Annotated in this window: 26 protein-coding genes, 1 tRNA gene and 1 other RNA gene; 19 read left to right on the forward strand and 9 right to left on the reverse strand. The window is 61.7% G+C overall.

The genetic code is table 11. The annotated features are described in order from the left end of the window. Positions 1–87: 87 nt before the first annotated feature. Positions 88–1,296: an MFS transporter gene (locus tag G5134_RS07610; RefSeq protein WP_065018543.1), complete on the forward strand. Its 1,209-nt coding sequence runs from the start codon at positions 88–90 to the stop codon at positions 1,294–1,296. A gap of 47 nt (positions 1,297–1,343) precedes the next feature. Here G5134_RS07610 and G5134_RS07615 read toward each other — a convergent pair whose 3' ends face one another. From G5134_RS07615 to G5134_RS07630, 4 genes are all read right to left on the reverse strand, one after another. Continuing rightward, complete coding sequence (locus tag G5134_RS07615; protein ID WP_065018544.1) at positions 1,344–1,898, reverse strand: VOC family protein; 555 nt, start codon at positions 1,896–1,898, stop codon at positions 1,344–1,346. Continuing rightward, entirely contained in the window at positions 1,892–2,656 is a 765-nt protein-coding gene (locus G5134_RS07620; protein ID WP_005299895.1) for a hypothetical protein, read from the reverse strand. The genes G5134_RS07615 and G5134_RS07620 overlap by 7 nt, the downstream gene beginning before the upstream one ends. A gap of 187 nt (positions 2,657–2,843) precedes the next feature. Then, positions 2,844–3,569 (reverse strand): oxygen-insensitive NADPH nitroreductase, encoded by a 726-nt coding sequence (gene nfsA / locus G5134_RS07625; protein WP_005299892.1) that lies wholly within the window; start codon positions 3,567–3,569, stop codon positions 2,844–2,846. Between the two features lie 85 nt (positions 3,570–3,654). Next, positions 3,655–5,592 carry a putative bifunctional diguanylate cyclase/phosphodiesterase gene (locus G5134_RS07630; RefSeq protein ID WP_411592246.1) on the reverse strand — a complete coding sequence of 646 codons (1,938 nt, stop codon included), beginning with the start codon at positions 5,590–5,592 and terminating at the stop codon, positions 3,655–3,657. A gap of 165 nt (positions 5,593–5,757) precedes the next feature. Here G5134_RS07630 and G5134_RS07635 point away from each other — a divergent pair, with 165 nt between their 5' ends. From G5134_RS07635 to G5134_RS07650, 4 genes are all read left to right on the forward strand, one after another. After that, on the forward strand, positions 5,758–6,459 hold the full coding sequence (locus tag G5134_RS07635) for a DUF2982 domain-containing protein (RefSeq protein ID WP_421231938.1): 702 nt from the start codon (positions 5,758–5,760) through the stop codon (positions 6,457–6,459). A 73-nt stretch (positions 6,460–6,532) separates the two neighbouring features. Beyond that, on the forward strand, positions 6,533–7,471 hold the full coding sequence (locus G5134_RS07640; RefSeq protein ID WP_017786151.1) for a LysR family transcriptional regulator: 939 nt from the start codon (positions 6,533–6,535) through the stop codon (positions 7,469–7,471). A gap of 54 nt (positions 7,472–7,525) precedes the next feature. Further along, entirely contained in the window at positions 7,526–8,560 is a 1,035-nt protein-coding gene (locus tag G5134_RS07645) for a response regulator (RefSeq protein ID WP_373342040.1), read from the forward strand. Positions 8,561–8,568: 8 nt separating this feature from the next. Further along, positions 8,569–9,000 carry a PAS domain-containing protein gene (locus tag G5134_RS07650; protein WP_005299876.1) on the forward strand — a complete coding sequence of 144 codons (432 nt, stop codon included), beginning with the start codon at positions 8,569–8,571 and terminating at the stop codon, positions 8,998–9,000. 60 nt (positions 9,001–9,060) lie between these two features. Here the strand turns inward: G5134_RS07650 and ltaE are convergent, their stop codons facing one another. The 3 genes from ltaE to G5134_RS07665 all read right to left on the reverse strand — a co-directional run bounded on the left by ltaE (position 9,061) and on the right by G5134_RS07665 (position 11,360). Continuing rightward, the gene (gene ltaE, locus G5134_RS07655; protein WP_373342039.1) at positions 9,061–10,080 is read right to left on the reverse strand and encodes a low-specificity L-threonine aldolase; all 1,020 of its coding nucleotides are present in this window, start codon (positions 10,078–10,080) and stop codon (positions 9,061–9,063) included. Positions 10,081–10,170: 90 nt separating this feature from the next. Continuing rightward, positions 10,171–10,872, reverse strand: coding sequence for a short-chain dehydrogenase (locus G5134_RS07660; RefSeq protein ID WP_065018548.1), 702 nt, complete (start codon positions 10,870–10,872; stop codon positions 10,171–10,173). 80 nt (positions 10,873–10,952) lie between these two features. Further along, positions 10,953–11,360, reverse strand: coding sequence for a helix-turn-helix transcriptional regulator (locus tag G5134_RS07665; protein ID WP_065018549.1), 408 nt, complete (start codon positions 11,358–11,360; stop codon positions 10,953–10,955). A 116-nt stretch (positions 11,361–11,476) separates the two neighbouring features. Between G5134_RS07665 and G5134_RS07670 the strand changes: the two genes are divergently transcribed. Further along, on the forward strand, positions 11,477–12,376 hold the full coding sequence (locus tag G5134_RS07670; RefSeq protein WP_005299866.1) for an aldo/keto reductase: 900 nt from the start codon (positions 11,477–11,479) through the stop codon (positions 12,374–12,376). Positions 12,377–12,447: 71 nt separating this feature from the next. Here G5134_RS07670 and G5134_RS07675 read toward each other — a convergent pair whose 3' ends face one another. Beyond that, positions 12,448–12,726 (reverse strand): RNA recognition motif domain-containing protein, encoded by a 279-nt coding sequence (locus G5134_RS07675; protein WP_005299863.1) that lies wholly within the window; start codon positions 12,724–12,726, stop codon positions 12,448–12,450. Between the two features lie 219 nt (positions 12,727–12,945). Further along, positions 12,946–13,488: a hypothetical protein gene (locus G5134_RS07680; RefSeq protein ID WP_017787266.1), complete on the reverse strand. Its 543-nt coding sequence runs from the start codon at positions 13,486–13,488 to the stop codon at positions 12,946–12,948. Between the two features lie 165 nt (positions 13,489–13,653). Here G5134_RS07680 and mepA point away from each other — a divergent pair, with 165 nt between their 5' ends. From mepA to nuoF, 13 genes are all read left to right on the forward strand, one after another. Beyond that, complete coding sequence (gene mepA, locus G5134_RS07685; RefSeq protein ID WP_025201825.1) at positions 13,654–14,418, forward strand: penicillin-insensitive murein endopeptidase; 765 nt, start codon at positions 13,654–13,656, stop codon at positions 14,416–14,418. A 42-nt stretch (positions 14,419–14,460) separates the two neighbouring features. Beyond that, positions 14,461–15,066: a LemA family protein gene (locus tag G5134_RS07690; protein ID WP_017781667.1), complete on the forward strand. Its 606-nt coding sequence runs from the start codon at positions 14,461–14,463 to the stop codon at positions 15,064–15,066. Further along, a complete protein-coding gene (locus G5134_RS07695; RefSeq protein ID WP_065018551.1) occupies positions 15,063–15,797 on the forward strand; it encodes a TPM domain-containing protein in 735 nt (244 codons plus the stop codon). Before G5134_RS07690 ends, G5134_RS07695 begins: the two co-directional genes overlap by 4 nt. A gap of 20 nt (positions 15,798–15,817) precedes the next feature. Beyond that, positions 15,818–16,435 carry a TPM domain-containing protein gene (locus G5134_RS07700; protein WP_421231939.1) on the forward strand — a complete coding sequence of 206 codons (618 nt, stop codon included), beginning with the start codon at positions 15,818–15,820 and terminating at the stop codon, positions 16,433–16,435. 177 nt (positions 16,436–16,612) lie between these two features. Next, a tRNA-Ser gene (locus G5134_RS07705) sits at positions 16,613–16,700 on the forward strand. 55 nt (positions 16,701–16,755) lie between these two features. Next, positions 16,756–16,884, forward strand: a non-coding RNA gene (locus G5134_RS07710) — RtT sRNA. Positions 16,885–17,316: 432 nt separating this feature from the next. Further along, a complete protein-coding gene (locus G5134_RS07715) occupies positions 17,317–18,075 on the forward strand; it encodes a flagellar motor protein (protein ID WP_017780023.1) in 759 nt (252 codons plus the stop codon). Then, on the forward strand, positions 18,050–18,928 hold the full coding sequence (locus G5134_RS07720; protein WP_010634270.1) for a flagellar motor protein MotB: 879 nt from the start codon (positions 18,050–18,052) through the stop codon (positions 18,926–18,928). Before G5134_RS07715 ends, G5134_RS07720 begins: the two co-directional genes overlap by 26 nt. A 258-nt stretch (positions 18,929–19,186) precedes the next feature. Continuing rightward, complete coding sequence (locus G5134_RS07725; RefSeq protein WP_005299842.1) at positions 19,187–19,591, forward strand: NADH-quinone oxidoreductase subunit A; 405 nt, start codon at positions 19,187–19,189, stop codon at positions 19,589–19,591. Between the two features lie 29 nt (positions 19,592–19,620). Then, positions 19,621–20,295 (forward strand): NuoB/complex I 20 kDa subunit family protein, encoded by a 675-nt coding sequence (locus G5134_RS07730; RefSeq protein WP_005299840.1) that lies wholly within the window; start codon positions 19,621–19,623, stop codon positions 20,293–20,295. Between the two features lie 2 nt (positions 20,296–20,297). Then, on the forward strand, positions 20,298–22,103 hold the full coding sequence (gene nuoC / locus G5134_RS07735; RefSeq protein WP_017765892.1) for an NADH-quinone oxidoreductase subunit C/D: 1,806 nt from the start codon (positions 20,298–20,300) through the stop codon (positions 22,101–22,103). Positions 22,104–22,164: 61 nt separating this feature from the next. Further along, entirely contained in the window at positions 22,165–22,707 is a 543-nt protein-coding gene (gene nuoE / locus G5134_RS07740) for an NADH-quinone oxidoreductase subunit NuoE (RefSeq protein WP_005299836.1), read from the forward strand. Further along, complete coding sequence (nuoF, locus tag G5134_RS07745) at positions 22,704–24,071, forward strand: NADH-quinone oxidoreductase subunit NuoF (protein ID WP_065018552.1); 1,368 nt, start codon at positions 22,704–22,706, stop codon at positions 24,069–24,071. The genes nuoE and nuoF overlap by 4 nt, the downstream gene beginning before the upstream one ends. Positions 24,072–24,123: the final 52 nt, after the last annotated feature.

The following is a 24,123-nucleotide window of genomic DNA, read 5'->3' on the forward strand; positions in this document are numbered from 1 at the left end:
TTGGTTTATCAGATGGATAACTTAAATATATTATATTTATGTTCTGGCGCGCACTAACCTGCAACAAAGCTGTCAGGACAATTGCATATGATCGAAGTCGGTAGTCGTGAATGGATCCGCGCCACCCTGGCCCTCAGCCTGGGCTCCTTCCTGGTGTTTCTCAATCTCTATCAAACCCACCCCCTGCTGCCGCTGCTGGCCGAGGTGTTTTCCGTCAGCTCGCTGTCGGCCGGCTGGACTCTGGCCGGCTGCACCGCAGGGCTCGCCGTCTCGCTGCTCGTCTGCGCCCGGCTGGCGGATCGCTTCGGTCGGCGCCGGATCATGTTGTGGAGCCTGGCCTGTGCCATCCTGATCTCCCTGCTCATCAGCCTGGTCAGCCAGTTTGAACAGCTGTTGCTGTTGCGGATCCTGCAGGGGGTGCTGCTGGCGGGGCTGCCCGCCACCGCCATCGCCTACATGGGGGAAGAGTTCAGCAAGCGGGCCCTGCTCTCCGCCGTCGGCGTCTACATCGCCGCCAACTCGCTGGGGGGCATCGCCGGCCGGGTGGTCGGCGGCCTGCTGGCCGGCTGGTTTGGCGACTGGCAGCACACCTTTCTCGGCATCGGCCTCATCAGCCTGGCCCTGCTGCCCCTCGTCATCTGGTTGCTGCCGGCCCAGACCCGCTTCGTGCCCGTCATCGCCAAGCCGGGCCAGTTTCGCCAGGCCATCACCAGCCACCTCGGCAATCCGCTGCTGGTGGGGGCCTACCTCATCGGCGGCCTCAACTTCATGGTGTTTCTGAACCAATACAGCTACCTCACCTTCCTGCTGGCCAGCCCCCCCTTCTCCTTGCCGACCCAGTGGCTCGGCATGTTGTTTCTGACCTATCTGTCGGGGACGGTGGCCTCCTCCCTCAGCGGGCGCTGCGCCCATCGCTGGGGGGCACAGCGCCTGTTGCTGGTCGGCATAGCGCTGATGGCACTCGGCAGTGCCCTGCTGCTGGGCGGCTCGCTCGGGGCCATCCTGTCGGGTCTGCTCATCTCGAGTTTCGGCTTTTTTCTGGCCCACGCCTGTGCCAGCGCCTGGGTCGGTCAGCACGTGGAGCACAACCGGGCGCTCGCCTCATCGCTCTATCTGGTGGGTTACTATCTGGGGGCCAGTCTGGGGGGACTTTATCTTCACCCCTTCTGGGAGCAGGGAGGACTCGGGGGATTGGTGCTCGGCATCGAGCTGGTACTGGTCATCACGGCGGGATTGAGCCTCTGGCTCGGTCACTTGAAGGGACGCCCCACCCGCCCCCGCATCTGTCATCCCTGACGCCATTCCTGATACCAGACGGGGGCCAGTCAAGCGGCCCCGTCTCATCAAGCCTGGTCGTAGTATCCGGCAGGCACCGGCACCACGGCGCCGCTCGCCACCTCTTCTTCGATCACCTCGGCCAAGGTGCGCAGATGGAATTTGATCTGCCCAGAGGCCAGCATCACCGCCACATCGGGATTGCGTTCATCATTCAGGTTGCCGGTCTTGAAGGCCGCCTCGGGATGGGCCGTCAGCAAGGCGTCCAGCGAAGGCACCACCAGCTCGATATGTTCCAGCCCGGCCTGATGGCTGCGACCGGGTTTGGGCGCCGCCAGCTCGATGCAGGGCACGCTGCCGTGGGCATGGGGCACAGGTTGATGCAGGCGGTAGGTGGCGATGGGCCGTCCGCCGATCATCCCCTCCACCAGCAGGTCGCCATGGGTTGCCAGCAGCCCCTTCAGGGTCTGGTACTCCACCAGGGTGGCGGCCCGATAGCAGAGGTGGTCGACCTCGATGGCGGCGGGATGAATGGCAAGTGCGTCCAGCTCGGTCAACAGCTGGCAAACAAATGGGGCCATCGGCCCCAGTGTGGTATCGAGTGGATGTGACATGATCACCATTTCTTCTTGGGTTGGAACAAGACGTCCAGTTCGTCCGCCTCTTTGTCCTTGATGTTTTGCAGCTCTTTTTCGCTGTGCTCTTGGAGATGGGCGTCGAGTCCGGCCAGCCCCTGGCGCATGTCCTCTTCCCGCGCCATCAGGTAGGGATCTTTATCCGCGACGCTGGCCAGGGCGGAGAGCCCCTTGGTGTAGAGCTGGCGACAGGTGCCGTATTGCCCCTGGATCTGGGCATCCATGGCCCGCTTCACCAGGTTGGCGATGTTGACCTTGAGCTGCATCAGCTCGAGGCGGCGATCCTCCTGGGCAAAGCCCTGCGGATCTATCTTGCCCTTGTTGTGCTCGACCCGCAGCACGGCCCGCATCTTCTTGACCAGCTGCAACATCTGGATGGCCTGACGATCCGATTCGGGGGTCTTGAAATGCCCCTCATCCTGGCTGCTGTAGTTCTCTTGCACGTTCTTGATCTGGGTCTGCACGTCGACAATGCGCTGCTTGATCTGGGCATTGGGCATCACCAGGGCGATGGCGCGATAGGCATCAAGGATCCTGTGCTGCAACAGCAGCACTATGTTCTTGGAGAAGGGCACCAGGTTGACGTTGAGCAGCATCTCTTCGGTTTCATCCACCACCGACTTGTAGCGGGCGATGGCGTGACGCTTGTCGGCCTCTGCCTTCTGCTTATATTGCTGCATCACGTTATAGGCGATGACCAGAAACAGGAGTGCGCCAATAGACAGCAATACCAAGGTTAAAATCATAGGAAGTCCAAACTCCTGTCCCAATTCAATTGCGTGATCCTACAACAGCTTACCTAGTTAAGGTAGTCCGCACCGCAAGGCTTGCCCCCGATTTATGCCGCAAGGTAGCCGTAAAAACGGGGGAAAACCGGGATCACGCGGCGCTGGCGACACCGCCATTATCCCTTAGTATCGCCCATCGGGCTCATTACTTGAGGCTGAAGCCCCGGGATCGCAGGAAATCCTGCATGAAGGGCCGCGCCTCCTTGCCAAGAATGCCCCGGATCTGGCCGCTCCAGCTCTGCTGCTTGTTGTTGCTGCTGCGGGACTGGTAATACGCCTCGATCTGCCGGTCATAGCTGGCAAGCAGCTCCCGATCCAGTTCGGCCTGATAGCGATTTTCATGCACCACCAGAGCGCGGGGCAAGCGGGGTTTTTGCTCAGGCGCCTGAGCCGGATGGCCGAGACAGAGGCCGAACAGCGGGATCACCTGATGCGGCAAACCCACCGCCTCGCTCACCGCAGCCGGGTTGTTGCGGATCCCGCCGATATAGACACCGCCAAGCCCCATGGATTGGGCTGCCAGCAGGGCATTCTGGGCCATCAGAGCGCCGTCGATGGCGCCGATCAGCAACTGCTCGACAAAGCCGGTCTGGGCATCCGGTACCACCTCGCAGTGGCGATGATAATCGGCGCAAAAGAGCAGGAACTCGGCCGCCTGGGCCACATAGGCCTGATGCCCCGCCAGTTCGGCAAGCTGGCTGCGCAGGGCCTTGTCGGTCACCCGGATGATGCTGTTGGCCTGCAGAAAGCTGGAGCTGGAGGCGGCCTGGGCCGCACTCAGGATCTGATCGAGCTGGGCCTCGCTGATGGGTTCGGCGGTGAATTGACGAATGGAGCGATGGGCAAGAATAAGGTCGAGAGTCGGGTTCATGTTGCCTCCATATGAAGAAGCACACACTCTACCCAAAAACAGCGGGGGGCCCAAGGCCCCCCGCGCTCGCATCACAGCACACCGGCTAACCGGCCAGCGGATAGTTACCCGCCTTGCAGCTGACCACGAAGCCGCTCTCTTCCACCTGCGCCACCGACATCGGCCTGCTGAACAAAAACCCCTGAAACACGTGGCAGCCCTGGGTGCGCAGGGCGGCCAGTTCGTGTTCGTCCTCCACCCCTTCGGCCATGATGCCAAGGCCCAGGCTGGTGGCCATGGCGACGGTGGCCCGGATCACCGGCAGGTTGAGCCCCACCACGAAGGAGCGATCCAGCTTGATGGTGTCGATGGGCAGCCGGTTGAGATAGGCCAGCGACGAGTAGCCGGTGCCGAAGTCATCGATGGCAATCTTGATCCCCTGCTCGCTCAGGCCATCGAGGATCTCGATGCACCCCTTCATGTCCAGCATCAATACCGTCTCGGTCAGCTCCAGCGTGAGCAGGCCGGCATCCACACCAAACTCCTTGAGCTGCTGGGCCACCAGATCCGGCAGGGAGGACGAGAGCTGGAAGCCGGAGAGATTGACCGACACCGGCACGCTCACCCGCCACTCCTTCTGCCAGTGGGCCATCTGGGCCAGCGCCGTCGACAGCACCCAGCCGCCTATCTCGCGAATGAGCCCCATCTCTTCCGCCAGCGGGATGAACTCCACCGGTGAGACATGGCCCAGTACGGGATTGTGCCAGCGCAGCAGCGCCTCATACCCGAGCAACCTGCCTTTTGCCACATCCACCTGGGGCTGGTAACAGAGGCTGAGCTCCCCCCGCCCGATGGCCTTGGCCAGGAACTGCTTCAGGGTCAGCTTGCGATGCAGGGTCTGCTGCATGCTGGGGGTGAAACGCTGCCAGCGCAGCCGCCCCATCTGCTTGGCCTGGTACATGGCCATGTCGGCGCGGGTGATGAGGTTGTCGCCATCGTCCGCATCATCCGGATAGATGGCGATGCCGATGCTGCCGCCTATGGTCACCTCGGGCACCCCGCTCAGCTGCAACGGCTTGGTCATCTGGGAGAGCATGAGATCGGCCACCTCCTGCGCCCGATCGCTGGAGTGGCTGAGCGGCACCAGCGCGGTAAATTCGTCGCCACCGAGCCGGGCCAGCTCCACATCGCGCGGGCAGATCTGCTTGAGCCGCCCGGCGACCCGCTCCAGCAGCCGGTCACCAGCCTTGTGGCCGTAGTTGTCGTTGACCAGCTTGAAGTTGTCCAGGTCCATGAACACCAGGGCGAAACGCCCGCCCAGCCCGCAATAGGCTTCCAGCGATTTCATCAAGCCATAGCGATTGAGCAGCCCGGTCAGCGAGTCGTGCCAGGCCAGGTGGCGATGTTCCAGCTCCTCCAGCTTGCGGTCGGTGATGTCACGCATGGTGAGCAGGATCTGGGCCCCCTGCTGGATGTGACGAAACTGGTACTGAAACCAGCGCATCCCCTTGAGGGTGCGGCACTCCCCCTCTGCCACCACTTCATCGAGCCGGGAGAGCTTCTGATAGAAGGCGTCGTCATTGCCGGAGAAGAGCTGGGAGAGGTGATGTACCTCATCGCCGAAGCACATCTCGAAGTGGTGATTGCCGCTCTCGAGCCGGCCCAGGTTGTCAAACAGGCAGGCCAGGGTATCGCCGGTGGCGAGGGAGGACTCCTGATAGAGGGTGTCGGCATCGATGACCGCCTCGGTCATCATCATCAGCCGCCCCGCCAGCTGGATACCGGAGAGGCGCAAATAAACCTGTTTCTTTACCCCCTTTGGGGAGAGGGTCCACCACTCGCTGTAGCTGCGCCCCTGCTGAAAGTCCCCGAGGTAGCGCTGCAACAGCAGATCGATGGCCTGTGCCATGTCGGCCGAGAAATCGCGCGACTGCAGTTCGTCCAGCGAGCTGGCCTCCCACACATTCAAAGCGGCGCGATTGGCCCAATAGATATGGTGATGCCGGATGTCATACACCCAGATTGGGGTATGCAACACATCCATCCCGTTCAATAACCGTTCGTCTAGCGTATTCATCTAATATGGTGATTCATGGTATGTGATCACTGGGAAACCCAGCGGCGGAGAGCCCTCCCGGGCAACCGATGCTGGTACAAAATCGGATCCAGCCCATAATGGAAACAAGCATGCGCAAGGGGCTGACTTCATATGAAAACGCTACATGTGAAACCCATGGTCAGGAAAAACGGACTCACGTTGGCATTGTTGGGCATCATAGTAAGCATTGCTATGATTTTTATACTTTTTTTACTCGGTGAACAACCACTAATCCCCCCGGTCTCCGGCCTGTTGGCGGGTCTGATGATGATCTTTATCGGCTCATTGAAGCTGGTCGAGCCCCATTTCAGCCTGTCGCTCTGTCACGATTGTCTGCAATATCACCACAAATACGGCGGTTGGATCCTGAAATGGAGAAATATTCAGCGAATCGACCAGCCACGCATTCATCTAGGCTGGGATCTGGTCCCCCTGCCCTACATAGGTTTGAAGATCAAAGATTACGACGATTTTTTGACATTGATCACACCCAGATTGGCAGTGCGCCTGCTGACCGAGCAGCGTGGCGTCCTGTTGCAGGCACTGCGCAGTGAGCAACCCGAATGCATCGGCGGGGGCTGCAGTGACCCTTTTCAGGGGGAAGGCTTGCTGGAGGAGAGTCACTTTCGCTCCCCCTCCGGTCAACGCTATGAGGGGGTGATCGCCATGCTGGCCAACCGCATGACCCGGCTGCGCGATCTGCTCGGCTACGATCTGCTGGTGCCGGACAACAGTCTGGACCGGGATCCGGCCGAATTTGTCCGGCTTTTGCACCAGTACCAGCGGGAGTCGAATCTAATCCAGATCAATTAAACGCCGGATTGAGCTTGCCAAGGCTGGCCGCACTTTTTAAGGTCACTGCCTTGTTACACCCAGAACACCGCTTATGAAGTACATCGAAGAGTTCTATCTGTTCGTCAAGGTGGTACAAGAGGGAGGCTTCTCCCACGCGGCCGCCGCACTGGGCATGCCCACCGGCACCATCAGTCGACGTATTTCTCAGCTGGAAGAGCAGCTCGGCTGCTCCTTGCTACACAGATCCACCCGCAAACTCCGCCTGACCGATGAAGGACTGCGCTACTACGAGCGCCTGTGCACCCCGCTCGGTGAAATCGAGCAGGCCACTGGCGAGATCCAGGGCAAAGAGGCCGACCTCAACGGGGTGATCCGTCTGGCGGCCCCCATCGCCCTCTCCAACACCATCTTGGTCGACATGCTGGCGGACTTTGGCCTGCGCTACCCCGAGGTGCAGTTCGACATCACCCAGACCAACGATCATCAACACCTGTTCGACAACGATAGGGATCTGGTGTTTTTCAACGGCGAGCTCCCCCAGTCCCTGCCCAATGCGCTCTGCCTCGGTCACATCGAATACGGCCTGTTTGCCTCCCCCCTCTATCTGGAGAAGATGGGCACCCCCTCCCATCCGGGCCAGCTGGAGGAGCATGCGCTCATCTACTGCTGGCCCCATCAGCACTGGCAACTGACCGACCGGGAGGAGCAGACGGTGCAGATCAAGCGGGCCGCCAGGCTCACCGTCAACCAGACCCAGGCAGCGGTTCGCGCGGCCAGACGGCACCTGGGGATCGTCAACGCCCCGCTCCATTACGTACACCCTTTCCTGCAGGATGAGCAGCTGATCGCGGTACTTCCCGACTGGAAAACCGGCAACCGCCCCTTCTACATGTTGCGTTGCCAGCCTCAGTTTGCCCCGTTGCGTGTTAAGATGTTCGCTGATTTTGTTGAAAAATATTCAGCGCGCTACCGGAGCCTGCAGTGGGACAACCAATTTTCACCGGCGACCAGCCTGTCTCATTGCATCTGACCGTTGGCGGGCCACACTTATAGCAATCCTCGTTGACCAGGCCAGCCTAACACTATGAATGTATTGATATGTGATGACTCAGGATTCGCCCGTAAACAGCTGGCCCGCGCCCTCCCCGCAGACTGGGACGTGACGCTCCACTACGCCGCCAACGGGCTGGAAGGGATAGAGCAGGTCCTGATGGGGCATGGGGATCTGATCTTTCTGGATCTGACCATGCCGGAGATGGACGGCTACGGCGTACTGGAGACCCTCAAGCGCGAAGGGCTGCGCAACAAGGTGATCGTGGTCTCCGGCGACATCCAGCCGGAAGCCTATCAGCGGGTGATGGGGCTGGGGGCGCTCGATTTCATCAAGAAACCGGCCGCCCCGGAGACCCTCAGCGCCCTGTTGAAGCAGCATGATCTGTGGCAGGCCAAGGGCACTGCCGTATCGGAAGCAGCCAGCCCCGCAGCTCAGGCGGTGGTCGATGCCGGCAGCATAGATACCGGCATCAAGATCAGCCCCGAAGTGCGCGATGCCTATCAGGAGCTCGCCAACGTCTCCATGGGTCAGGCCGCCGACCTGCTGGCCCGCCTGCTCAACGCCTTCGTGGTGCTGCCCATTCCCAACGTCAACGTGCTGGAAGTATCCGAGCTGCACATGGCCCTCTCGGCTGCCGCCGACTCGGATACCCTCTCCGCCGTCTGCCAGGGTTTCATCGGCGCCGGCATCGCCGGCGAGGCGCTGATCCTGTTTCACGACTCCAGCTTCAAGGATCTGGCCCGGCTGATGAACCATCAGGGCACGCTGGATCGCAATGCCGAGCTGGAGCTCTTGATGGACACCGCCAACGTGCTGATCGGCGCCTTCCTGCGCGGCTACGCCAGCCAGCTCGATACCCCCTTCAGTCAGGGTCACCCTGTGGTGCTCGGCCAGCACAGACCCATCAACGAGCTCATCAACACCAACAAGAGTCGCTGGCGCCGCACGCTGGCCATCGAGATCAACTACCGGGTCCAGGATTACGCGGTGCAGTGCGATCTGCTGCTGCTGTTTACCGAAGATTCCATCGCCACCATGAACAACAAAATCATGCACATGCTCTAGGAGTGACCATGGAAATCCGTGAATTTCATTGGCTGATGAACATAGTCCAGAACCTGGACGTGGGGCTGGTCGTGCTCGACAAGGAGTACAGGGTACAGGTGTGGAACGGCTTCATGGAGAGCCACAGCGGCCGGCTGGCCGGCGAGGTGCGCGATGGCGTGCTGTTCGACCTCTTCCCCGACGTAGATCGCGCCTGGTTCGAACGCAAGGCCAACATGGTGTTCAAGCTCAACAACCGCGCCTTCAGCACCTGGGAGCAGAAACCCTATCTGCTGCGCTTCTCCAACTACCGCCCCATCACGGGCTCAGCGCCCCACATGTTCCAGAACCTGACCCTGGTGCCGCTGGCCGACTTCGGCGGCCAGGTGACCCACATCGCCGTGATGATCTACGACGCCACCGACGAGGCCATGCTGATGAGCGGCCAGCGCCAGGCATGAAGACTCTTTGCAGCACAATGAAAACAGGGCGCCTTGGCGCCCTGTTTTGTGGTGAGGCGCTCAGCGGGCCCCGAGGTACTCGGTGAAGGCGTCGATCACCTCGTCGATGTCGTCATCGGTGATCTGCAGATGGGTCACCAGCCGCATCTCGCCGTAACCAGAGAAGAGGATCCCCCGCTCCTTCATGAAGGCAAGCAGGGGGCCGCTCTGCTCTTTTGCCAGCTGCAGGAAGACCATGTTGGTCTGCACCTGGGCCAGATCCAGGGTGATGCCGGGCAAGGTGGCCAACCCTTCGGCCAGGCGTCTGGCCCGGCGGTGATCGTCCGCCAGGCGGGCGACGTGCTGTTCGAGGGCAAACAGACCGGCCTGGGCCAGGATCCCCGCCTGACGCATGCCGCCCCCCAGCATCTTGCGCAGCCGTCTGGCGCGGGCGATGAAGGCACGAGAGCCCACCAGCAGCGATCCCACCGGTGCCCCCAGCCCCTTGGAGAGGCAGATGGAGATGCTGTCAAAGGGAGCAGCCAGTTCGTGTACCCCGTGACCGCTCGCCACGGCGGCGTTGAACAGGCGCGCCCCGTCCAGATGCAGCTGCAGCCCACGTTCGTTGACGAACTCGCGCATCGCCTGCAGGTAGTGAAGCGGCAGCACCTTGCCATTGTGGGTGTTTTCGAGGCAGACCAGCCGGGTCTGTACAAAATGGGCATCGTCAGGGGCAATGGCCGCGGCCACATCGGTCACCGCCAGCGAACCGTCTGCCTGCATGGGCACCGCCTGCAGTGCGACCGAGCCCAGCACGGCGCTCCCCTGAGCTTCATAGCGATAGATGTGGGCTCCTTGGCCCACGATGGCCCCCTCACCGCGCTGACAGTGGCTCATCACCGCCAGCAGGTTGGACATGGTGCCGGAGGGGACAAACAGCGCGGCCTCCTTGCCCAGCAGCTCGGCCCCGCGGGCCTCCAGTGCATTGACGCCGGGATCTTCCCCGTAGACATCATCCCCCACCTCGGCATGCAGCATGCTCTGGCGCATGGCATCCGTGGGCTGGGTGACCGTATCACTTCGTAAATCGATATAGCGCATGACATCCCTCCTGAAGCTGGAGCATGACGTTAGCCAGCCATGGCTGGCTTGGCAAGCGGACCGTTTCCGGAATGTGAAGCCGGTGACGGCTTACCAGGGTAGCGGCTGGCCCTGCAAGTCGAGGAAGCTGCCGGACTGGGCCGGCGACAACTGGTTGAGAAGATCAAGCAGACGCGGCGCCACAAGCGCCGGATCCTGCAGGGTCTCGGTCGCCAGCTCATGCAGGAAGGGTTGATTCATGGGGGTATCCATCAGCCCGGGATGGACGGTGATCACCCCGGCGGCGGGAAAGCGTTCGCGCCACTCGTGGGCCAGCGTTTTCGCCCCCATGTTGAGCGCCGCCTTGCTCATCCGGTAGCTGTAACGGCTGCCCGTCTCGTTGGCCCCGAGACTGCCGGCCAGATCGGAGAGAGTGCAGAGCCAGAGGCGGGCATCCGGCGTCATGCGCCGGCTCAGGCAGGCGGCCAGAGCCAGGTGCGGCCAGGCATTGGCCAGCAGGCTGTCGCACAGCCACCTGGGGTTGACCTCCTCCACCCGCCGCTCCGGCATGAAGTTGATGTCGTGCAGCAGACCTATGGTGTTGATCACCACGCTCGGCAACGCCGCCGTGTCATAGAGGGTGAACAGGGCATCGAAGGAGAGGGCGTCCACCTCCTGCAGCGGGAAATAACAGGCGGGATCCACCCCTTTTGGCAGTTGCCGGCCAGCCAGCACCAGCTCCTCGCCGCGAGCGGACAGCTCATGTGACAGTGCCGTACCCAAGCCGCCGCTGCCCAAGATCAGATAGCCCATCGCCCTCTCCCCGCTGCCCTCATCTGTTTAGAGGGTATCAGAATAATCCCCGGCCGTAGCTGGGCCATCCCCATCCGGGCTTATGCCTCATGCAGGTGCCTGCCAAATTCACGGGCCCGCGCCAGATCGAGAAACCCGTCAGCCTGCTTGTGGCTGCGCAAGAACTGGTAATAGGCGAGCAGGATCACCTGTGCGTCTGCTTCCGGCAGCGACAATCCGGGCTTCTGTTCCTGCAACAGGCTGCCGGCCGCCTCCAGGGCTTCCCGATCCACCACCTCCGCCTGCCGATAGAGGTAGCCACAGCCGGTGGCGAGCCACTCCAGCGAGCAGTTGGCGGCCATGGCTATCTGGTTCGCCTTGCCAAGCCCGGGTTCAGCCCCCTTCAGATATTTGCGGATCAGAGCTTCACTCAGTCCCACCTTGCGGGCAAAGGCGCTGACGCAGCCCGTTCCTATCAAGCTCTGCAAGCGTTCGGCAAAACCGTCCATTTCCTCTCCCTCAGAACCAAAGTTCGAATTAACAAAAGCCGCATTATTGCCTTGCCAACCAGAAGAGACCAAGATGCGGGCAGCATCTTTTTACCCTTATGAGCCAAGGAGCCTCCATGTCCGTATCTCGCCTCCCCCTCCATCCCGAGGGCCCGACCTTCTCCCGTCTCATCATGGGCTACTGGCGCCTGATGGAGTGGCAGCTCTCCCCGAGCGCCCTGCTGGATCTGATGAAGTACCACCTGGATCTGGGGGTCACCACCATCGATCACGCCGACATCTATGGCGGCTACCAGTGCGAGCAGGCCTTCGGCGAGGCGCTGCGCCTTGACCCCTCCCTGCGCAACCGGATGGAGATCGTCAGCAAGTGCGGCATCGCCCTCACCGCCAAGCCGGAGCACGCGCTGAATCACTACAACACCGGCAAGGCGCACATCATCGCCAGCGCCGAGGCCTCCCTGCAAAAGCTCGGCACCGATCACCTGGATCTGCTGCTGATCCACCGCCCGGATCCCCTGATGGATGCCGACGAGGTGGCCGACGCCTTCATCACCCTCAAGCAGGCGGGCAAGATCAAGCATGCCGGCGTCTCCAACTTCACAGCCCGTCAGTTCGAGCTCCTGCAGTCACGCCTGCCCTTCCCGCTGGTGACCAACCAGCTGGAGATCTCGCCGCTCAATCAGAGCACCACCCTGGACGGCACCCTGGATCAGTGCCAGCAGCTGCGCATCAAGCCGATGGCCTGGTCCTGCCTCGGGGGGGGACGCCTGTTCCAGGCCCCCGAATATGCCCCGCTGCGCGCCGAGCTCGAGCAGATCCGCCATGAGGTGGGCGCCGAGCAGATCGAGCAGGTGGTCTATGCCTGGGTCATGATGCTGCCAAGCCAGCCGCTGCCGCTGATAGGCTCCGGCAAGCGGGAGCGGATCGCCGCCGCCGTGGCCTCCCAGTCCATCGTCCTCAGTCGTCAGCAGTGGTTCCGCATCCGCAAGGCGGCGCTCGGCTACGACGTGCCCTGATTTATCCGGCAAACGCCAGAAACAAAAACGGCATGGGGGAAACCCATGCCGTTTTGCGTTATCGAGGCTGCTCAGCGATGACGCTGGGGGCGACCACGTGGTGCATCTGTCTTCGGTTTGGCCTGGTTGACCGTAATGGTGCGGCCACCAATCTCGGTGCCATGCAAACCGGCGATGGCTTTTTCGGCCTCGCCATTGACAGGCATTTCAATGAAGCCAAACCCCTTGGACTGACCTGTATCGCGATCGATGATGATATCGACCTTGTCTACCTGCCCAAATTGGCTGAACACGGTTTTCAGTTCGTCGGCCGTCATCCGGTACGACAGATTACCTACGTAAATCTTCATGCCATCCACTCTCGATTCAAGGTGCCTTCTCTATCCAATCACCAACACAAAGGTAAGGGCACACCCCCCATGCCGGACCTGCCGGGACGTCGTGTCCGGGCACTTCCCCGCTCCGTTTACTCAACTCATTGATCTGTTGGGCGAACAGAGCGGACAAGATCAATTCGAGTCACTGGCAGTATCTGAGCTTTGGCAAAGATTGTCGAGAAAATAGTCAGCTCATATGGGGAGCAGGGCGTCCAGCAGCCCCTGCAGCGTACGCCGGCCATGCCAGGCCCGCTTAAAGCCGAAACGATAGATGCCGGGCGCCACGGCGTGGGTTCCCTCGCGGCCGAGCCCCATCAGCGCGGTGGCGGCAGCCAGTTGTTCTTCATCGAGCGCCAGATCCAGGCTGAAAGCCAGCCACTGGCCATCGTGGCCCACCTTGCGATCCCGCTCGACCCCGACCAATGCCGCCCTGGGCAGCGCCAGCGCCTGATCGTTGCTGCCATTGAGCAGATAGAGATGGGTCTCGTCCCAGGCCAGCTCCGCCAGCCGCCAGCGCTGCCAGCTGCGAGGCAGCACCATCATCAGCAGCACGATACCGCCGAACACCAGCCCGACCCAGGGCAGCAGCCCCATCTGTGGGTAACCCAAAGCGATGGCGGCCAGCACGGTGAGCAGGCTCGCCAGCAGCAAAACCGCCATCACCGGATAGAAACGGCGGGCGGGGGGCATCAGCCAGACCAGCCCCGTTTTGTTCACCAGCTCACTGACCTTCATTCATCTCTCCTTATTCATAGACGCTGGACGCGCCATTTTTGTCGCGCATTGTGCGCGAGCCGCCCCGCAGGATGCAACCCGTGCCGCCAGCTGGATGACGGCTTCGCCGCACTCTTGATATGATTCCCTCCATCTGAGTCCATTTGCACGCTTGTCGGGAGTCTCATGCTTGCCACCACCCTGCTTTTCATGGCCAGTGCCTTTCTTGCCGAACCTCACCCCCGCCAGGCCGAGGCCATTGGCGGCTACTCCGCCGGCTGCCTCAAGAACGGGGTAGCGCTGCCGCTGAGCGGTCCCGGCTATCAGGTGATCCGCACCAAGCGACTGCGCTACTACGGCCACCCCGAGCTCATCGCCTACCTCACCACCCTGGCCAACCAGACCCGCATGGCCGGCATGCCGGATCTCTACATCGCCGATCTCGCCATGGCCCGCGGCGGCCCGTTCACCTCCGGCCATCGCAGCCATCAAACCGGCCTCGATGCCGACATCTGGTTTCGCATGGCCAACCAGCCCATCTCTCGCTGGGAGCAGGATGCCCCCAAGGAGTGGGCGCTGATCGACGAACCCAGCTATCGGGTGCTGCCCGGACGCTTCGGCCCCCAGCAGCTCAATCTGCTGCGCCTGGCGGCCAGCAAGCCCGAGGTGGCCCGCATCTTCATCAACCCTGTGCTCAAGGCCGAGGTATGCAAACGGGCGGCCGATGAGCCCTGGGTCGGCAAGCTGCGCCCCTGGGTCGGCCACTTCAGCCACTTTCATGTGCGCCTGCGCTGCCCGGCCGACAGTCCGGATTGCCAGCCCCAGGCCCCGATCCCGCCCGGCAACGGCTGCGGTGCCGAGCTGGCCTCCTGGCTCAAGGACAAGCCGCAGCTGCCCAAGGTTTCGATGGCTTATCACAAACCCAGGCTGCCCGCCCGTTGTGGCGGTTGACCACAAGCTGGTATGGTGAACCGTTATCTGTAAAAAATATCAATGGAGAACAACAAGATGGCCACTTCACTCTGGCAGAGGGCGACCCAGTCCCTGTTGACCCTGACGCTGCTGCTGAGCCTGACCGGTTGCGGCATGAACAACATTCCCACCCTGGATGAGCAGGTCAAGGCGAGCTGGGGCCAGGTCGAGAACCAGTATCAGCGCCGCGCCGATCTGGTCCCCAATCTGGTGGCCACCGTCAAGGGCTACGCCAGCCACGAGCAGGAGACCCTCAAGGCGGTGACCGATGCCAGAGCCCGGGTCGGCAGCCTGCAGGTGAGCGATCCTGCCCAGCTCAAGGAGTTTGAAGCGGCCCAGAACCAGCTCTCCGGCGCCCTCTCCCGCTTGATGGTGGTGGTCGAGCGCTATCCCGAGCTCAAGGCCGATCAGCAGTTCCTCACCCTGCAGGCCCAGCTGGAAGGCACCGAGAACCGCATCTCGGTGGCCCGGCGCGATTACATAGAGGCGGTACGCCAATTCAATACCGAGATCCGCACCTTCCCGGGCGTCATCTGGTCCAAGCTGCTCTACTCGGATCTGGAGGCCAAACCCACGTTCAGCGCCAAGCCCGGTGCCGATGAGGCGCCCAAGGTCAGCTTCCAATGAACCACGTGATCCGTGCCCTGCTGCCCTGCCTGCTGTTGTGGACGGCGGTGGTGTCCGCCGCCCCCACCTTCCCCGCCCTGAGCGGACGGGTGGTGGACGAGGCCAACCTGATGTCCCGCAAGCAGGCCCACCAGCTCACCCAGCAGCTGGCGGCGTTCGAGAAGCGCAGCGGCATCCAGCTGGTAGTGGTCTCCATCGACACGCTGGCGGGTGACACCATCGAAGAGTACGGCTATCAGCTCGGCCGCCACTGGGGGATCGGCCAGAAAGGCAAGGACAACGGCGTACTGCTCTTGATCGCCCAGGATGAGCGCAAGGTGCGCATCGAGGTGGGCTACGGACTGGAAGGGGCCCTGCCCGATGCCATCGCCGCCAACATCATCCAGACCCGGATCCTGCCTGCGTTCAAGCGCGGCGACATGGTGGCCGGGGTGGTGGCCGGCAGCCAGGCGATCATGCAGGCGCTGGCGGGTGAGTACAAACCGGTAGACAGCGCCAGCAAGGACAAGCTGGGCGGCCCCTGGCTGTTCATCCTGATGGTGATTGTGATGATCGTGCTGCACAACCTGCGTGGCGGTGGCAGCGGCGGTGGTCGAGGTGGCCGGCGTCGTGCCGCTTACCTCGCCGGTGGCTTCGGTGCCGGTCGCTCCGGCGGCGGCTTTGGTGGTGGCGGTGGTTTCAGCGGAGGGGGCGGCAGTTTTGGCGGCGGCGGCGCCTCCGGTGGTTGGTAACAGGGATTAAGAGACGACACATGATTTCGAAACAGTTCTTTCACACGTTGCAGGCCAGGGTCAAACAGGCGGAGCAGGCAACCGATGCCGAGCTGGTGACCGTACTGGCCCCCGCCAGCGACGGCTATCGCTACATCCCCACCCTGTGGGCGGCCCTGCTGGCCATGCTGACACCGCTGCTGGTGTTCGAGCTCGGCTTCTGGCTCGGCTGGTACGAGATCCTGCTAGTGCAGTGGTCGGTCTGGCTGGTACTGAGCATCCTGTGCCACTGGACCCCCATCAAGATGTACCTGATCCCGAAACAGGTGCGCCAGCACAGGGCCGCCCTGATGGCACGCCTGCAATTTGTCGAGCAAGGGCTGCACCGCACCCGGGATCGGCTCGGGGTGCTGATCTTCGTCTCGGTGGCCGAGCACTACGTGGAGATCCTGGTGGATGACGGCATCGCCCAGCACATCGATAACGCCCAGTGGCAGGAGATCATCGATGACTTCACCCGCCGGGTGCGCAACAAGGAGGTGGAACAGGGTTTCCTCGAGTGCATCGAGCGGACCAGCGCCATTCTGACCGACGCCTTCCCCGCCACTCGGGACCAGAACGAGCTGCCGGACAGCCTGATCATCCTCGACAAGCCCTGAACAGGATTAAAAAACCGGCATTCTGTTCAAGGGATAGGCATTCGATAAAGATTATGAAAAATAAGGGGAAAAGTGGTTGACCCCGGCAGCCCTTTCCCCTAAATTACGCCCCGTTCCAGCGCAACGGCGCAACGAACGACGTGCTGGCTGAGCACATTAAACAACAGACCAAAATTTGGTGAGGTGTCCGAGTGGCTGAAGGAGCACGCCTGGAAAGTGTGTATACGGCAACGTATCGAGGGTTCGAATCCCTCCCTCACCGCCAAATCTTAAAGAACCGACCTGATGGTCGGTTTTTTTGCTTTGGGGAAGAATTATCAGCTCATGTCGAAGAGGGAGGGTGAGAACCCTCGCCGGGTTCGAGCAGAGCAGCTTGCGGCGATGAACGGCCGCAGGCCGCCCCGAAGGGGTGAGCCACGCAGTGGCGAATCATCCCTCCCTCACCGCCAAATTTAAAGAACCGACCAGATGGTCGGTTTTTTGCTTTCAGACTCTGACGAAAGCGGCCCTCTCACCCAGCGTCGAGCAGGCCGGCAGCCACTATCTATCCTCCAGACAGTCCTGCTGGCAATGCTCCACTCCATGGCGCACCGATCTCACCGCCCATTTGAACAGCCTGCCTGATGGCTGGCTGTAGCATTCCGCCGCCTGCCAACCTCTGCAGCCAAGCGCCTCAAACGCAAGACCACAGCAGCGTCAAATTCCCTTTGCTGGCAGCAACGTCCACCTTGGTGGCACACCCCTTTCCATCCGGAAAACACCTCTCCCAGGCGGCAGCTGACGCTAACGCACTTTATTGCTCACCGATTGGATATCATTTTGAAAAACTGATACTTAAGTAGCTACACTAGCCATTATCAATCTTCAGGGATGCGTAATAAATGAGCTTAATCGGCCTGGTTCTGGCATTGATCGCCATTCTGGGCGGCAACATGATCGAGGGCGGCCACCCCAGCGCCCTGCTCGATCTGCCCGCCTTCCTCATCGTGATCGGCGGTACTATCGGTGCCGCTCTGACCCAGTTCCCCTTCTCCGTCGTCGGCAGCACCCTCAAGCGTTTCAAGTGGTTGCTGACCCCTCTCAAACTCGACATGCAGGAGCAGGCCGAGCTGTTGGAGAACCTGGCGGGCAACGCCAGGCGCAGCGGCATGCTGGCCCTGGAAGGGATGATCGACGACATCAAGGATCCCTTCCTGCAAAAGGGGGTACAGATGATGGTCGACGGTTACGAGAAGACCAAGATCCACGAGGTGCTGGAAAACGAGATCGAGTTCGAGCAGGAGGACCTCGAGCAGACCGTCAAGTTTTATGAGGCCATGGGGGGCTATTGCCCGACCATGGGGATCGTGGGGGCGGTATTTGGCCTCATTCACGCCATGGGGCTGCTGGATGCCCCGGACAAGCTGGGGGGCGCCATTGCGGTGGCCTTCATCGCCACCATCTACGGGGTTTCGGCCGCCAACCTCATCTTCCTGCCCTTTGGCAACCGCTACAAGGCCTTTGCCCACCAGATCCGCCACTACAAGGAGATGACCCTGACCGGCATCCTCTGCATCGTGGACGGCGAATCCCAACAACGTCTGCAAGTCACCCTCGAACCCTACTTAGGAGGCCATGGTGGCAAAAAAGAAAAAGGCTGAGGCGCCGGAGAACCACGAACGCTGGCTGGTCTCCTATGCCGACTTCATGACCCTGCTGTTCGCCCTGTTCGTGGTGCTCTACTCCTTCGCGATGGCCAAGCAGTCTGAAACCCGGGTGCTGATCCAAGGCTTCATCGAATCGCTGGGTAAAATAGGCCTGATCTCTCCTCCCGCCGGTTCACCTGTCATGCAAGGGGGGACCGGCATTCTTGAGCCGGAATCCAAGACTACCCCGAGCAGCCCCGAGAAGGAGACCGTGCTGGAGAAAGATGCCCCCGCGGCGGCCTCGGATCCCTTCAACGAGACCATAGGCGCCTCTGAGAAGCCGAGTGCGACGGAGTCCTGGCCTCACAAAACCAAGGAACAAGAGTGGGTGCAGGTCACCAAGAAGAAGCTGGAGCAGCAGCTCAAGGCACAGATTGAATCCAAGGATCTGGAGGTGGAACAACTGGGCAGCCAGCTGGTGATCCGCATCGGTGAGAAGGCGCTGTTTCCGGCCGATTCCGCCTTCCTCCAGCCCCAGTTCATTCCGCTGGTCAACAAGATCGCCGGCATTCTGGCGGATATCCCGGGCAAGGTGGTGGTCACAGGTCACACCGACAACTCGCAGGCGCCGGTAGAGCTCTATCGCAGCAACTGGGAGCTGTCGGTGCTGCGTTCGGCCTCCATCGTGCACACCCTGCTCACCAACCCCAAGCTCGATGCTTCCCGGATCATCGCGCAGGGGGTGGCGGATGCCCAGCCCCGCTATCCCAACGACACCCCGGAACACCGGCAGGCCAATCGCCGGGTCGAGATCACCCTCTCCCAGGGCAAGGCCGCCGAAGAGTCCCTCCCCGTCCTCAAACCCTGATCCAGCAGACCCCGCCCGGCGGGGTCTCGCCATTTTCGATTAGTTTATTTTTCGAACTGCCCCACGATTTTCCCCCCATCACAAAAGCGAGTGAAAATGATTCTCAAATAGGAACATTGACCCCGCTAGCAAAATACGATTTTCCTCCCGCTGATTAATAATTAATCCCCTGAAATGACATGTAAATCAGTATCGAAGTGGCATAATACGTAACATCCTTGTTAAGTCTCGTGATTAATTTGGTTAGGGAAAACTCCTATGTTTGCTGATATTGCTGTCCAGCATTGGGCTTTTGCTGTCTATGTAGTTGGGGCCATCTGTATCTGCTTGATCATGATCGGCCTGGCAGCCCTGCTGGGAGGCCGCGCCTACGGCCGAGCCAAGAACAAGCCCTTCGAATCAGGCGTGGACTCCGTGGGCAATGCCCGCCTGCGCTTCTCCGCCAAGTTCTATCTGGTTGCCATGTTCTTCGTCATCTTCGACGTGGAAGCGCTCTATCTCTTTGCCTGGTCTGTCTCCGTTCGGGAGAGCGGCTGGGTCGGCTTCATCGAGGCCACCATCTTCATCTCCTTGCTGCTGGTAGGCCTCATCTACCTGTGGCGCATTGGCGCCCTCGACTGGGCACCGAAAAAACGCGTCCTGACCGACAAGAAGCCAGACTGAATTACTGATTATTCCTTTGAGGTTGCACCATGAAGTACACCCTGACCCGGATTGACCCGGATGCGCCGGTTGAGCGCTACCCCCAGGAACAGCGCCAGACCGTCGAGGATCCCCTGGCTCAAGAGGCCTCACGCGGCATCATGATCGGGCGCCTCGAAGAGGTGCTGCAGGATACGGTCAACTGGGGCCGCAAGAACTCCCTCTGGCCCTACAACTTCGGCATCTCCTGCTGCTACGTAGAGATGTGTACCGCCTTCACCTCCCCTCACGACGTGGCCCGCTTCGGCGCCGAAGTCATCCGGGCCTCACCGCGCCAGGCCGATTTCATGGTTATCGCCGGCACCCCCTTCATCAAAATGGCCCCGGTCATCCAGCGCCTGTACGAACAGCTGCTCGAACCCAAGTGGGTCATCTCCATGGGGGCCTGCGCCAACTCGGGCGGCATGTATGACATCTACTCGGTCGTTCAGGGCGTCGACAAGTTCCTGCCGGTCGACGTCTACATTCCGGGCTGCCCGCCCCGTCCCGAGGCATTCCTGCAGGCCTTGATGTTGCTGCAGGACTCCATCGGCAAGGAGCGCCGTCCTCTCTCCTGGGTGGTGGGCGATCAGGGCATCTATCGCCCCCAGATGCCTGCCGAGAAGGACCGCAAGCGTGGCGAGCGGATCAACGTCACCAACCTGCGCACGCCGGATGAGATCTGACCATGAAACTGACTCGAGAATTTCCCAGCAACTACGCCATGGCCCAGTGGCAACCGAGTGATCACAAAGACGCTCAGGTAGTCGGCGAGCTGTTTGCCCATTTCGGTGCCGAACGCTTCACCATCCAGAATACCCGCACCGGCGTGCCGGTGGTCTGGCTCTCCCGCGAGCTGCTGCTGGACGTGATGGGGTTCCTTAAAAAGCTGCCCTCCCCGTTCGTGATGCTGTTTGACTTGAGCGCCACCGACGAGCGGATGCGCAGCCATCGTCACGATCTGCCCGACAGCGACTTCACCGTCTTCTATCACCTCATCTCCATCGATCGCAACGCCGACCTGATGTTGAAGGTGCCGCTCAAGGAGGGGGATCTGACGCTGCCCACCGTCAGCCGCCACTACCCCAACGCCAACTGGTATGAACGGGAAGTGTGGGATCTGATGGGCATCAACTTCGACGGTCACCCGCACCTGACCCGCATCATGATGCCCAAGAGCTGGCAGGGTCACCCGCTGCGCAAGGATTATCCGGCGCGCGCCACCGAATTCGATCCCTTCATGCTCGATGCCGCCAAGCAGGACATGGAGCAGGGCAACCTGATGTTCAAACCGGAAGAGTGGGGCATGAGCCGGGGCAACGAGAACGAGGACTACATGTTCTTGAACCTGGGCCCCAACCACCCCTCCGCCCACGGTGCCTTCCGCCTGGTACTGCAGCTCGATGGCGAGGAGATCCGCGACTGCGTGCCCGATATCGGCTATCACCACCGCGGTGCCGAGAAGATGGGCGAGCGCCAGTCCTGGCACAGCTACATCCCCTACACCGACCGGGTCGAGTACCTGGGCGGCGTGATGAACAACCTGCCCTACGTGCTGGCGGTCGAGAAGCTGGCCGGCATCAAGGTGCCACAGAGGGTCGACATGATCCGGGTGATGCTGGCTGAGCTGTTCCGCATCCAGAGTCACCTGCTGTTCATCGGTACCTATATTCAGGACGTGGGCGCTATGACCCCGGTCTTCTTCACCTTCACCGACCGGCAGCGGATTTACACCATCATCGAAGCCATCACCGGCGCCCGCATGCACCCGGCCTGGTTCCGCATCGGCGGCGTGGCCCACGATCTGCCCGTCGGCTGGCAGCGACTGGTGCAGGACAACCTGCTGAGCTGGCTGCCCAAGCGGCTGATGGACTATGAGAAGGCCGCCATGCGCAACAGCATACTGCGTGGCCGCACCATTGGCGTCGCCGCCTACAACACCGAACAGGCGCTGGCCTGGGGCACCACGGGCGGTGGTCTGCGCGCCACCGGCCTCAACTTCGACGTGCGCAAGTGGCGCCCCTACTCCGGCTACGATCAGTTCGAATTCGAGGTGCCGGTCGGTGCCAACGGTGATGCCTACGATCGCGCCCTGGTGCGCATCGAGGAGATGCGCCAGAGCATGCGCATCATAGAGCAGTGCATGAAGAACATGCCGGAAGGGCCGTTCAAGGCGGATCACCCGCTCACCACGCCGCCACCCAAAGAGCGCACCCTGCAGGACATCGAGACCCTGATCACCCACTTCCTGCAAGTGTCGTGGGGCCCGGTCATGCCGGCCGCCGAGTCCTTCCAGATGATCGAGGCGACCAAGGGGATCAACAGTTATTACCTGACCAGCGACGGCTCCACCATGAGCTACCGGACCCGGATCCGCACCCCGAGCTTTGCTCACCTGCAACAGATCCCCTCGGTGATCCGTGGCCAGATGGTGTCGGACCTCATCGTCTATCTGGGCAGTATCGATTTCGTTATGTCGGATGTGGACCGTTGAGTAACGGCTGTTACCAAGACCCGTTACACGACAACAAGAACAAGCCACAAAAGGTTATGCCATGAGCCAGCAATGTCAGTGCCAACACAATCCGTCCCCGCAGGGACAGAGTTCATGCCAGGGCAAGGGGAACGATTTCGTCCTCAGCCAGGCAGAACGCGATGCCATCGAGCATGAGAAACACCACTACGAAGATCCCCGTGCCGCCAGTATCGAAGCGCTCAAGATAGTGCAGCAGGCCCGCGGCTGGGTTCCTGACGGTGCCATCCACGCCATCGCCGCCGAGCTCGGTATCCCCGCCAGCGACGTGGAGGGGGTCGCCACCTTCTATAGCCAGATCTTCCGCCAGCCGGTCGGTCGCCACATCATCCGCGTCTGCGACAGCATGGTCTGCTACATCAACGGCCACGAGCAACTGCTGGCCGGCCTGAAAGAGGTGATGAACCTGGCCCCCGGCCAGACCTCCGCCGACGGCCGCTTCACCCTGCTGCCGGTCTGCTGCCTCGGCAACTGCGACAAGGGGCCGGCGCTGATGATCGACGATGACACCTACGGTGGGCTCGACGCCGTCAGCCTGCTCAAGACCCTGGAGGCTTACCCATGAGTCTGGCATCCCTTGGTACCGCCAACCGCATCGCCCGCGCGGCCGAGACCCATCCCCTCACCTGGCGGCTGCGCGACGACGGCCAGCCGGTCTGGCTGGATGAATACCAGAGCAAGCAGGGTTACGATGCGGCCCGCAAGGCACTGGGCCAGATGAGCCCGGACGAGATCGTCGGCACCGTCAAGGATGCCGGCCTCAAGGGTCGTGGCGGCGCCGGTTTCTCCACCGGCGTGAAGTGGGGCCTGATGCCCAAAGACGAGAGCATGAATATCCGTTACCTGCTCTGCAACGCCGACGAGATGGAGCCGAACACCTACAAGGATCGGCTGTTGATGGAGCAGCTGCCCCACCTGCTGATCGAGGGGATGATCATCTCGGCCAAGGCCCTCAAGGCCTACCGTGGCTACATCTTTTTGCGCGGCGAGTACGTCGATGCCGCGGCCAACCTGCGCCGGGCGGTCGAAGAGGCCAAGGCTGCCGGTCTGCTCGGCAAGAACATTCTGGGCTCGGGCTTTGACTTCGAGCTGTTCGTCCACACCGGCGCGGGTCGTTACATCTGCGGCGAAGAGACGGCGCTCATCAACTCCCTGGAAGGGCGCCGCGCCAACCCGCGCGCCAAGCCCCCTTTCCCCGCCGTTTCCGGCGTCTGGGGCAAGCCCACCTGCGTCAACAACGTCGAGACCCTGTGCAACGTGCCCGCCATCATCGGCAACGGTGTGGCCTGGTATCAGGGGCTGGCGCTGCCGGGTTCGGAAGATCACGGCACCAAGCTGATGGGCTTCTCCGGCAAGGTCAACAACCCCGGCCTGTGGGAGCTGCCGTTTGGCATCACCGCCCGCGAGCTGTTCGAGCACTACGCCGGCGGCATGAAGCCCGGCTATCGCCTGAAAGCCTGGCAACCGGGCGGTGCCGGTACCGGCTTCCTGCTGCCCGAGCACCTGGATGCCCAGATGTACGCCGGCGGCATCGGCAAGGTCGGCACCCGGATGGGCACGGGCCTTGCCATGGCGGTGGATGACAGCATCAACATGGTCTCCCTGCTGCGCAACATGGAAGAGTTCTTCGCCCGCGAGTCCTGCGGCTGGTGCACCCCCTGCCGCGACGGCCTGCCCTGGAGCGTCAAGCTGCTGCGCGCGCTGGAGCGAGGCGAGGGTCAGCCTGGGGATCTCGCCACCCTGGAGCAGCTGGTCAGCTTCCTCGGCCCGGGCAAGACCTTCTGCGCCCATGCCCCTGGCGCCATCGAGCCGCTGGGCAGTGCGATGAAGTATTTCCGCTCCGAATTCGAGGCCGGCGTCAGGGCGCCGCAGGATAGTCACAAGCAGCTCAAGGGTATCCAGCCCAACCTGCTGGGCGAGCGCTGGTAAGGCGCACAGCGTGCCCGCTGCGGGCCCGCTGAACCGGCGCGAGCCACAGAAT

The organism is Aeromonas sp. 600276, assembly GCF_049175815.1.
In the GTDB taxonomy this organism is placed as follows: domain Bacteria; phylum Pseudomonadota; class Gammaproteobacteria; order Enterobacterales; family Aeromonadaceae; genus Aeromonas; species Aeromonas dhakensis.

Excerpts from the sequence above, each read along its gene's own strand:
- G5134_RS07610 (WP_065018543.1), top strand. The coding sequence starts at position 88 with ATGATCGAAGTCGGTAGTCGTGAATGGATCCGCGCCACCCTGGCCCTC.
- G5134_RS07615 (WP_065018544.1), bottom strand. The coding sequence starts at position 1,898 with ATGGTGATCATGTCACATCCACTCGATACCACACTGGGGCCGATGGCC.
- G5134_RS07620 (WP_005299895.1), bottom strand. The coding sequence starts at position 2,656 with ATGATTTTAACCTTGGTATTGCTGTCTATTGGCGCACTCCTGTTTCTG.
- nfsA (WP_005299892.1), bottom strand. The coding sequence starts at position 3,569 with ATGAACCCGACTCTCGACCTTATTCTTGCCCATCGCTCCATTCGTCAA.
- G5134_RS07630 (WP_411592246.1), bottom strand. The coding sequence starts at position 5,592 with ATGGATGTGTTGCATACCCCAATCTGGGTGTATGACATCCGGCATCAC.
- G5134_RS07635 (WP_421231938.1), top strand. The coding sequence starts at position 5,758 with ATGAAAACGCTACATGTGAAACCCATGGTCAGGAAAAACGGACTCACG.
- G5134_RS07640 (WP_017786151.1), top strand. The coding sequence starts at position 6,533 with ATGAAGTACATCGAAGAGTTCTATCTGTTCGTCAAGGTGGTACAAGAG.
- G5134_RS07645 (WP_373342040.1), top strand. The coding sequence starts at position 7,526 with ATGAATGTATTGATATGTGATGACTCAGGATTCGCCCGTAAACAGCTG.
- G5134_RS07650 (WP_005299876.1), top strand. The coding sequence starts at position 8,569 with ATGGAAATCCGTGAATTTCATTGGCTGATGAACATAGTCCAGAACCTG.
- ltaE (WP_373342039.1), bottom strand. The coding sequence starts at position 10,080 with ATGCGCTATATCGATTTACGAAGTGATACGGTCACCCAGCCCACGGAT.
- G5134_RS07660 (WP_065018548.1), bottom strand. The coding sequence starts at position 10,872 with ATGGGCTATCTGATCTTGGGCAGCGGCGGCTTGGGTACGGCACTGTCA.
- G5134_RS07665 (WP_065018549.1), bottom strand. The coding sequence starts at position 11,360 with ATGGACGGTTTTGCCGAACGCTTGCAGAGCTTGATAGGAACGGGCTGC.
- G5134_RS07670 (WP_005299866.1), top strand. The coding sequence starts at position 11,477 with ATGTCCGTATCTCGCCTCCCCCTCCATCCCGAGGGCCCGACCTTCTCC.
- G5134_RS07675 (WP_005299863.1), bottom strand. The coding sequence starts at position 12,726 with ATGAAGATTTACGTAGGTAATCTGTCGTACCGGATGACGGCCGACGAA.
- G5134_RS07680 (WP_017787266.1), bottom strand. The coding sequence starts at position 13,488 with ATGAAGGTCAGTGAGCTGGTGAACAAAACGGGGCTGGTCTGGCTGATG.
- mepA (WP_025201825.1), top strand. The coding sequence starts at position 13,654 with ATGCTTGCCACCACCCTGCTTTTCATGGCCAGTGCCTTTCTTGCCGAA.
- G5134_RS07690 (WP_017781667.1), top strand. The coding sequence starts at position 14,461 with ATGGAGAACAACAAGATGGCCACTTCACTCTGGCAGAGGGCGACCCAG.
- G5134_RS07695 (WP_065018551.1), top strand. The coding sequence starts at position 15,063 with ATGAACCACGTGATCCGTGCCCTGCTGCCCTGCCTGCTGTTGTGGACG.
- G5134_RS07700 (WP_421231939.1), top strand. The coding sequence starts at position 15,818 with ATGATTTCGAAACAGTTCTTTCACACGTTGCAGGCCAGGGTCAAACAG.
- G5134_RS07715 (WP_017780023.1), top strand. The coding sequence starts at position 17,317 with ATGAGCTTAATCGGCCTGGTTCTGGCATTGATCGCCATTCTGGGCGGC.
- G5134_RS07720 (WP_010634270.1), top strand. The coding sequence starts at position 18,050 with ATGGTGGCAAAAAAGAAAAAGGCTGAGGCGCCGGAGAACCACGAACGC.
- G5134_RS07725 (WP_005299842.1), top strand. The coding sequence starts at position 19,187 with ATGTTTGCTGATATTGCTGTCCAGCATTGGGCTTTTGCTGTCTATGTA.
- G5134_RS07730 (WP_005299840.1), top strand. The coding sequence starts at position 19,621 with ATGAAGTACACCCTGACCCGGATTGACCCGGATGCGCCGGTTGAGCGC.
- nuoC (WP_017765892.1), top strand. The coding sequence starts at position 20,298 with ATGAAACTGACTCGAGAATTTCCCAGCAACTACGCCATGGCCCAGTGG.
- nuoE (WP_005299836.1), top strand. The coding sequence starts at position 22,165 with ATGAGCCAGCAATGTCAGTGCCAACACAATCCGTCCCCGCAGGGACAG.
- nuoF (WP_065018552.1), top strand. The coding sequence starts at position 22,704 with ATGAGTCTGGCATCCCTTGGTACCGCCAACCGCATCGCCCGCGCGGCC.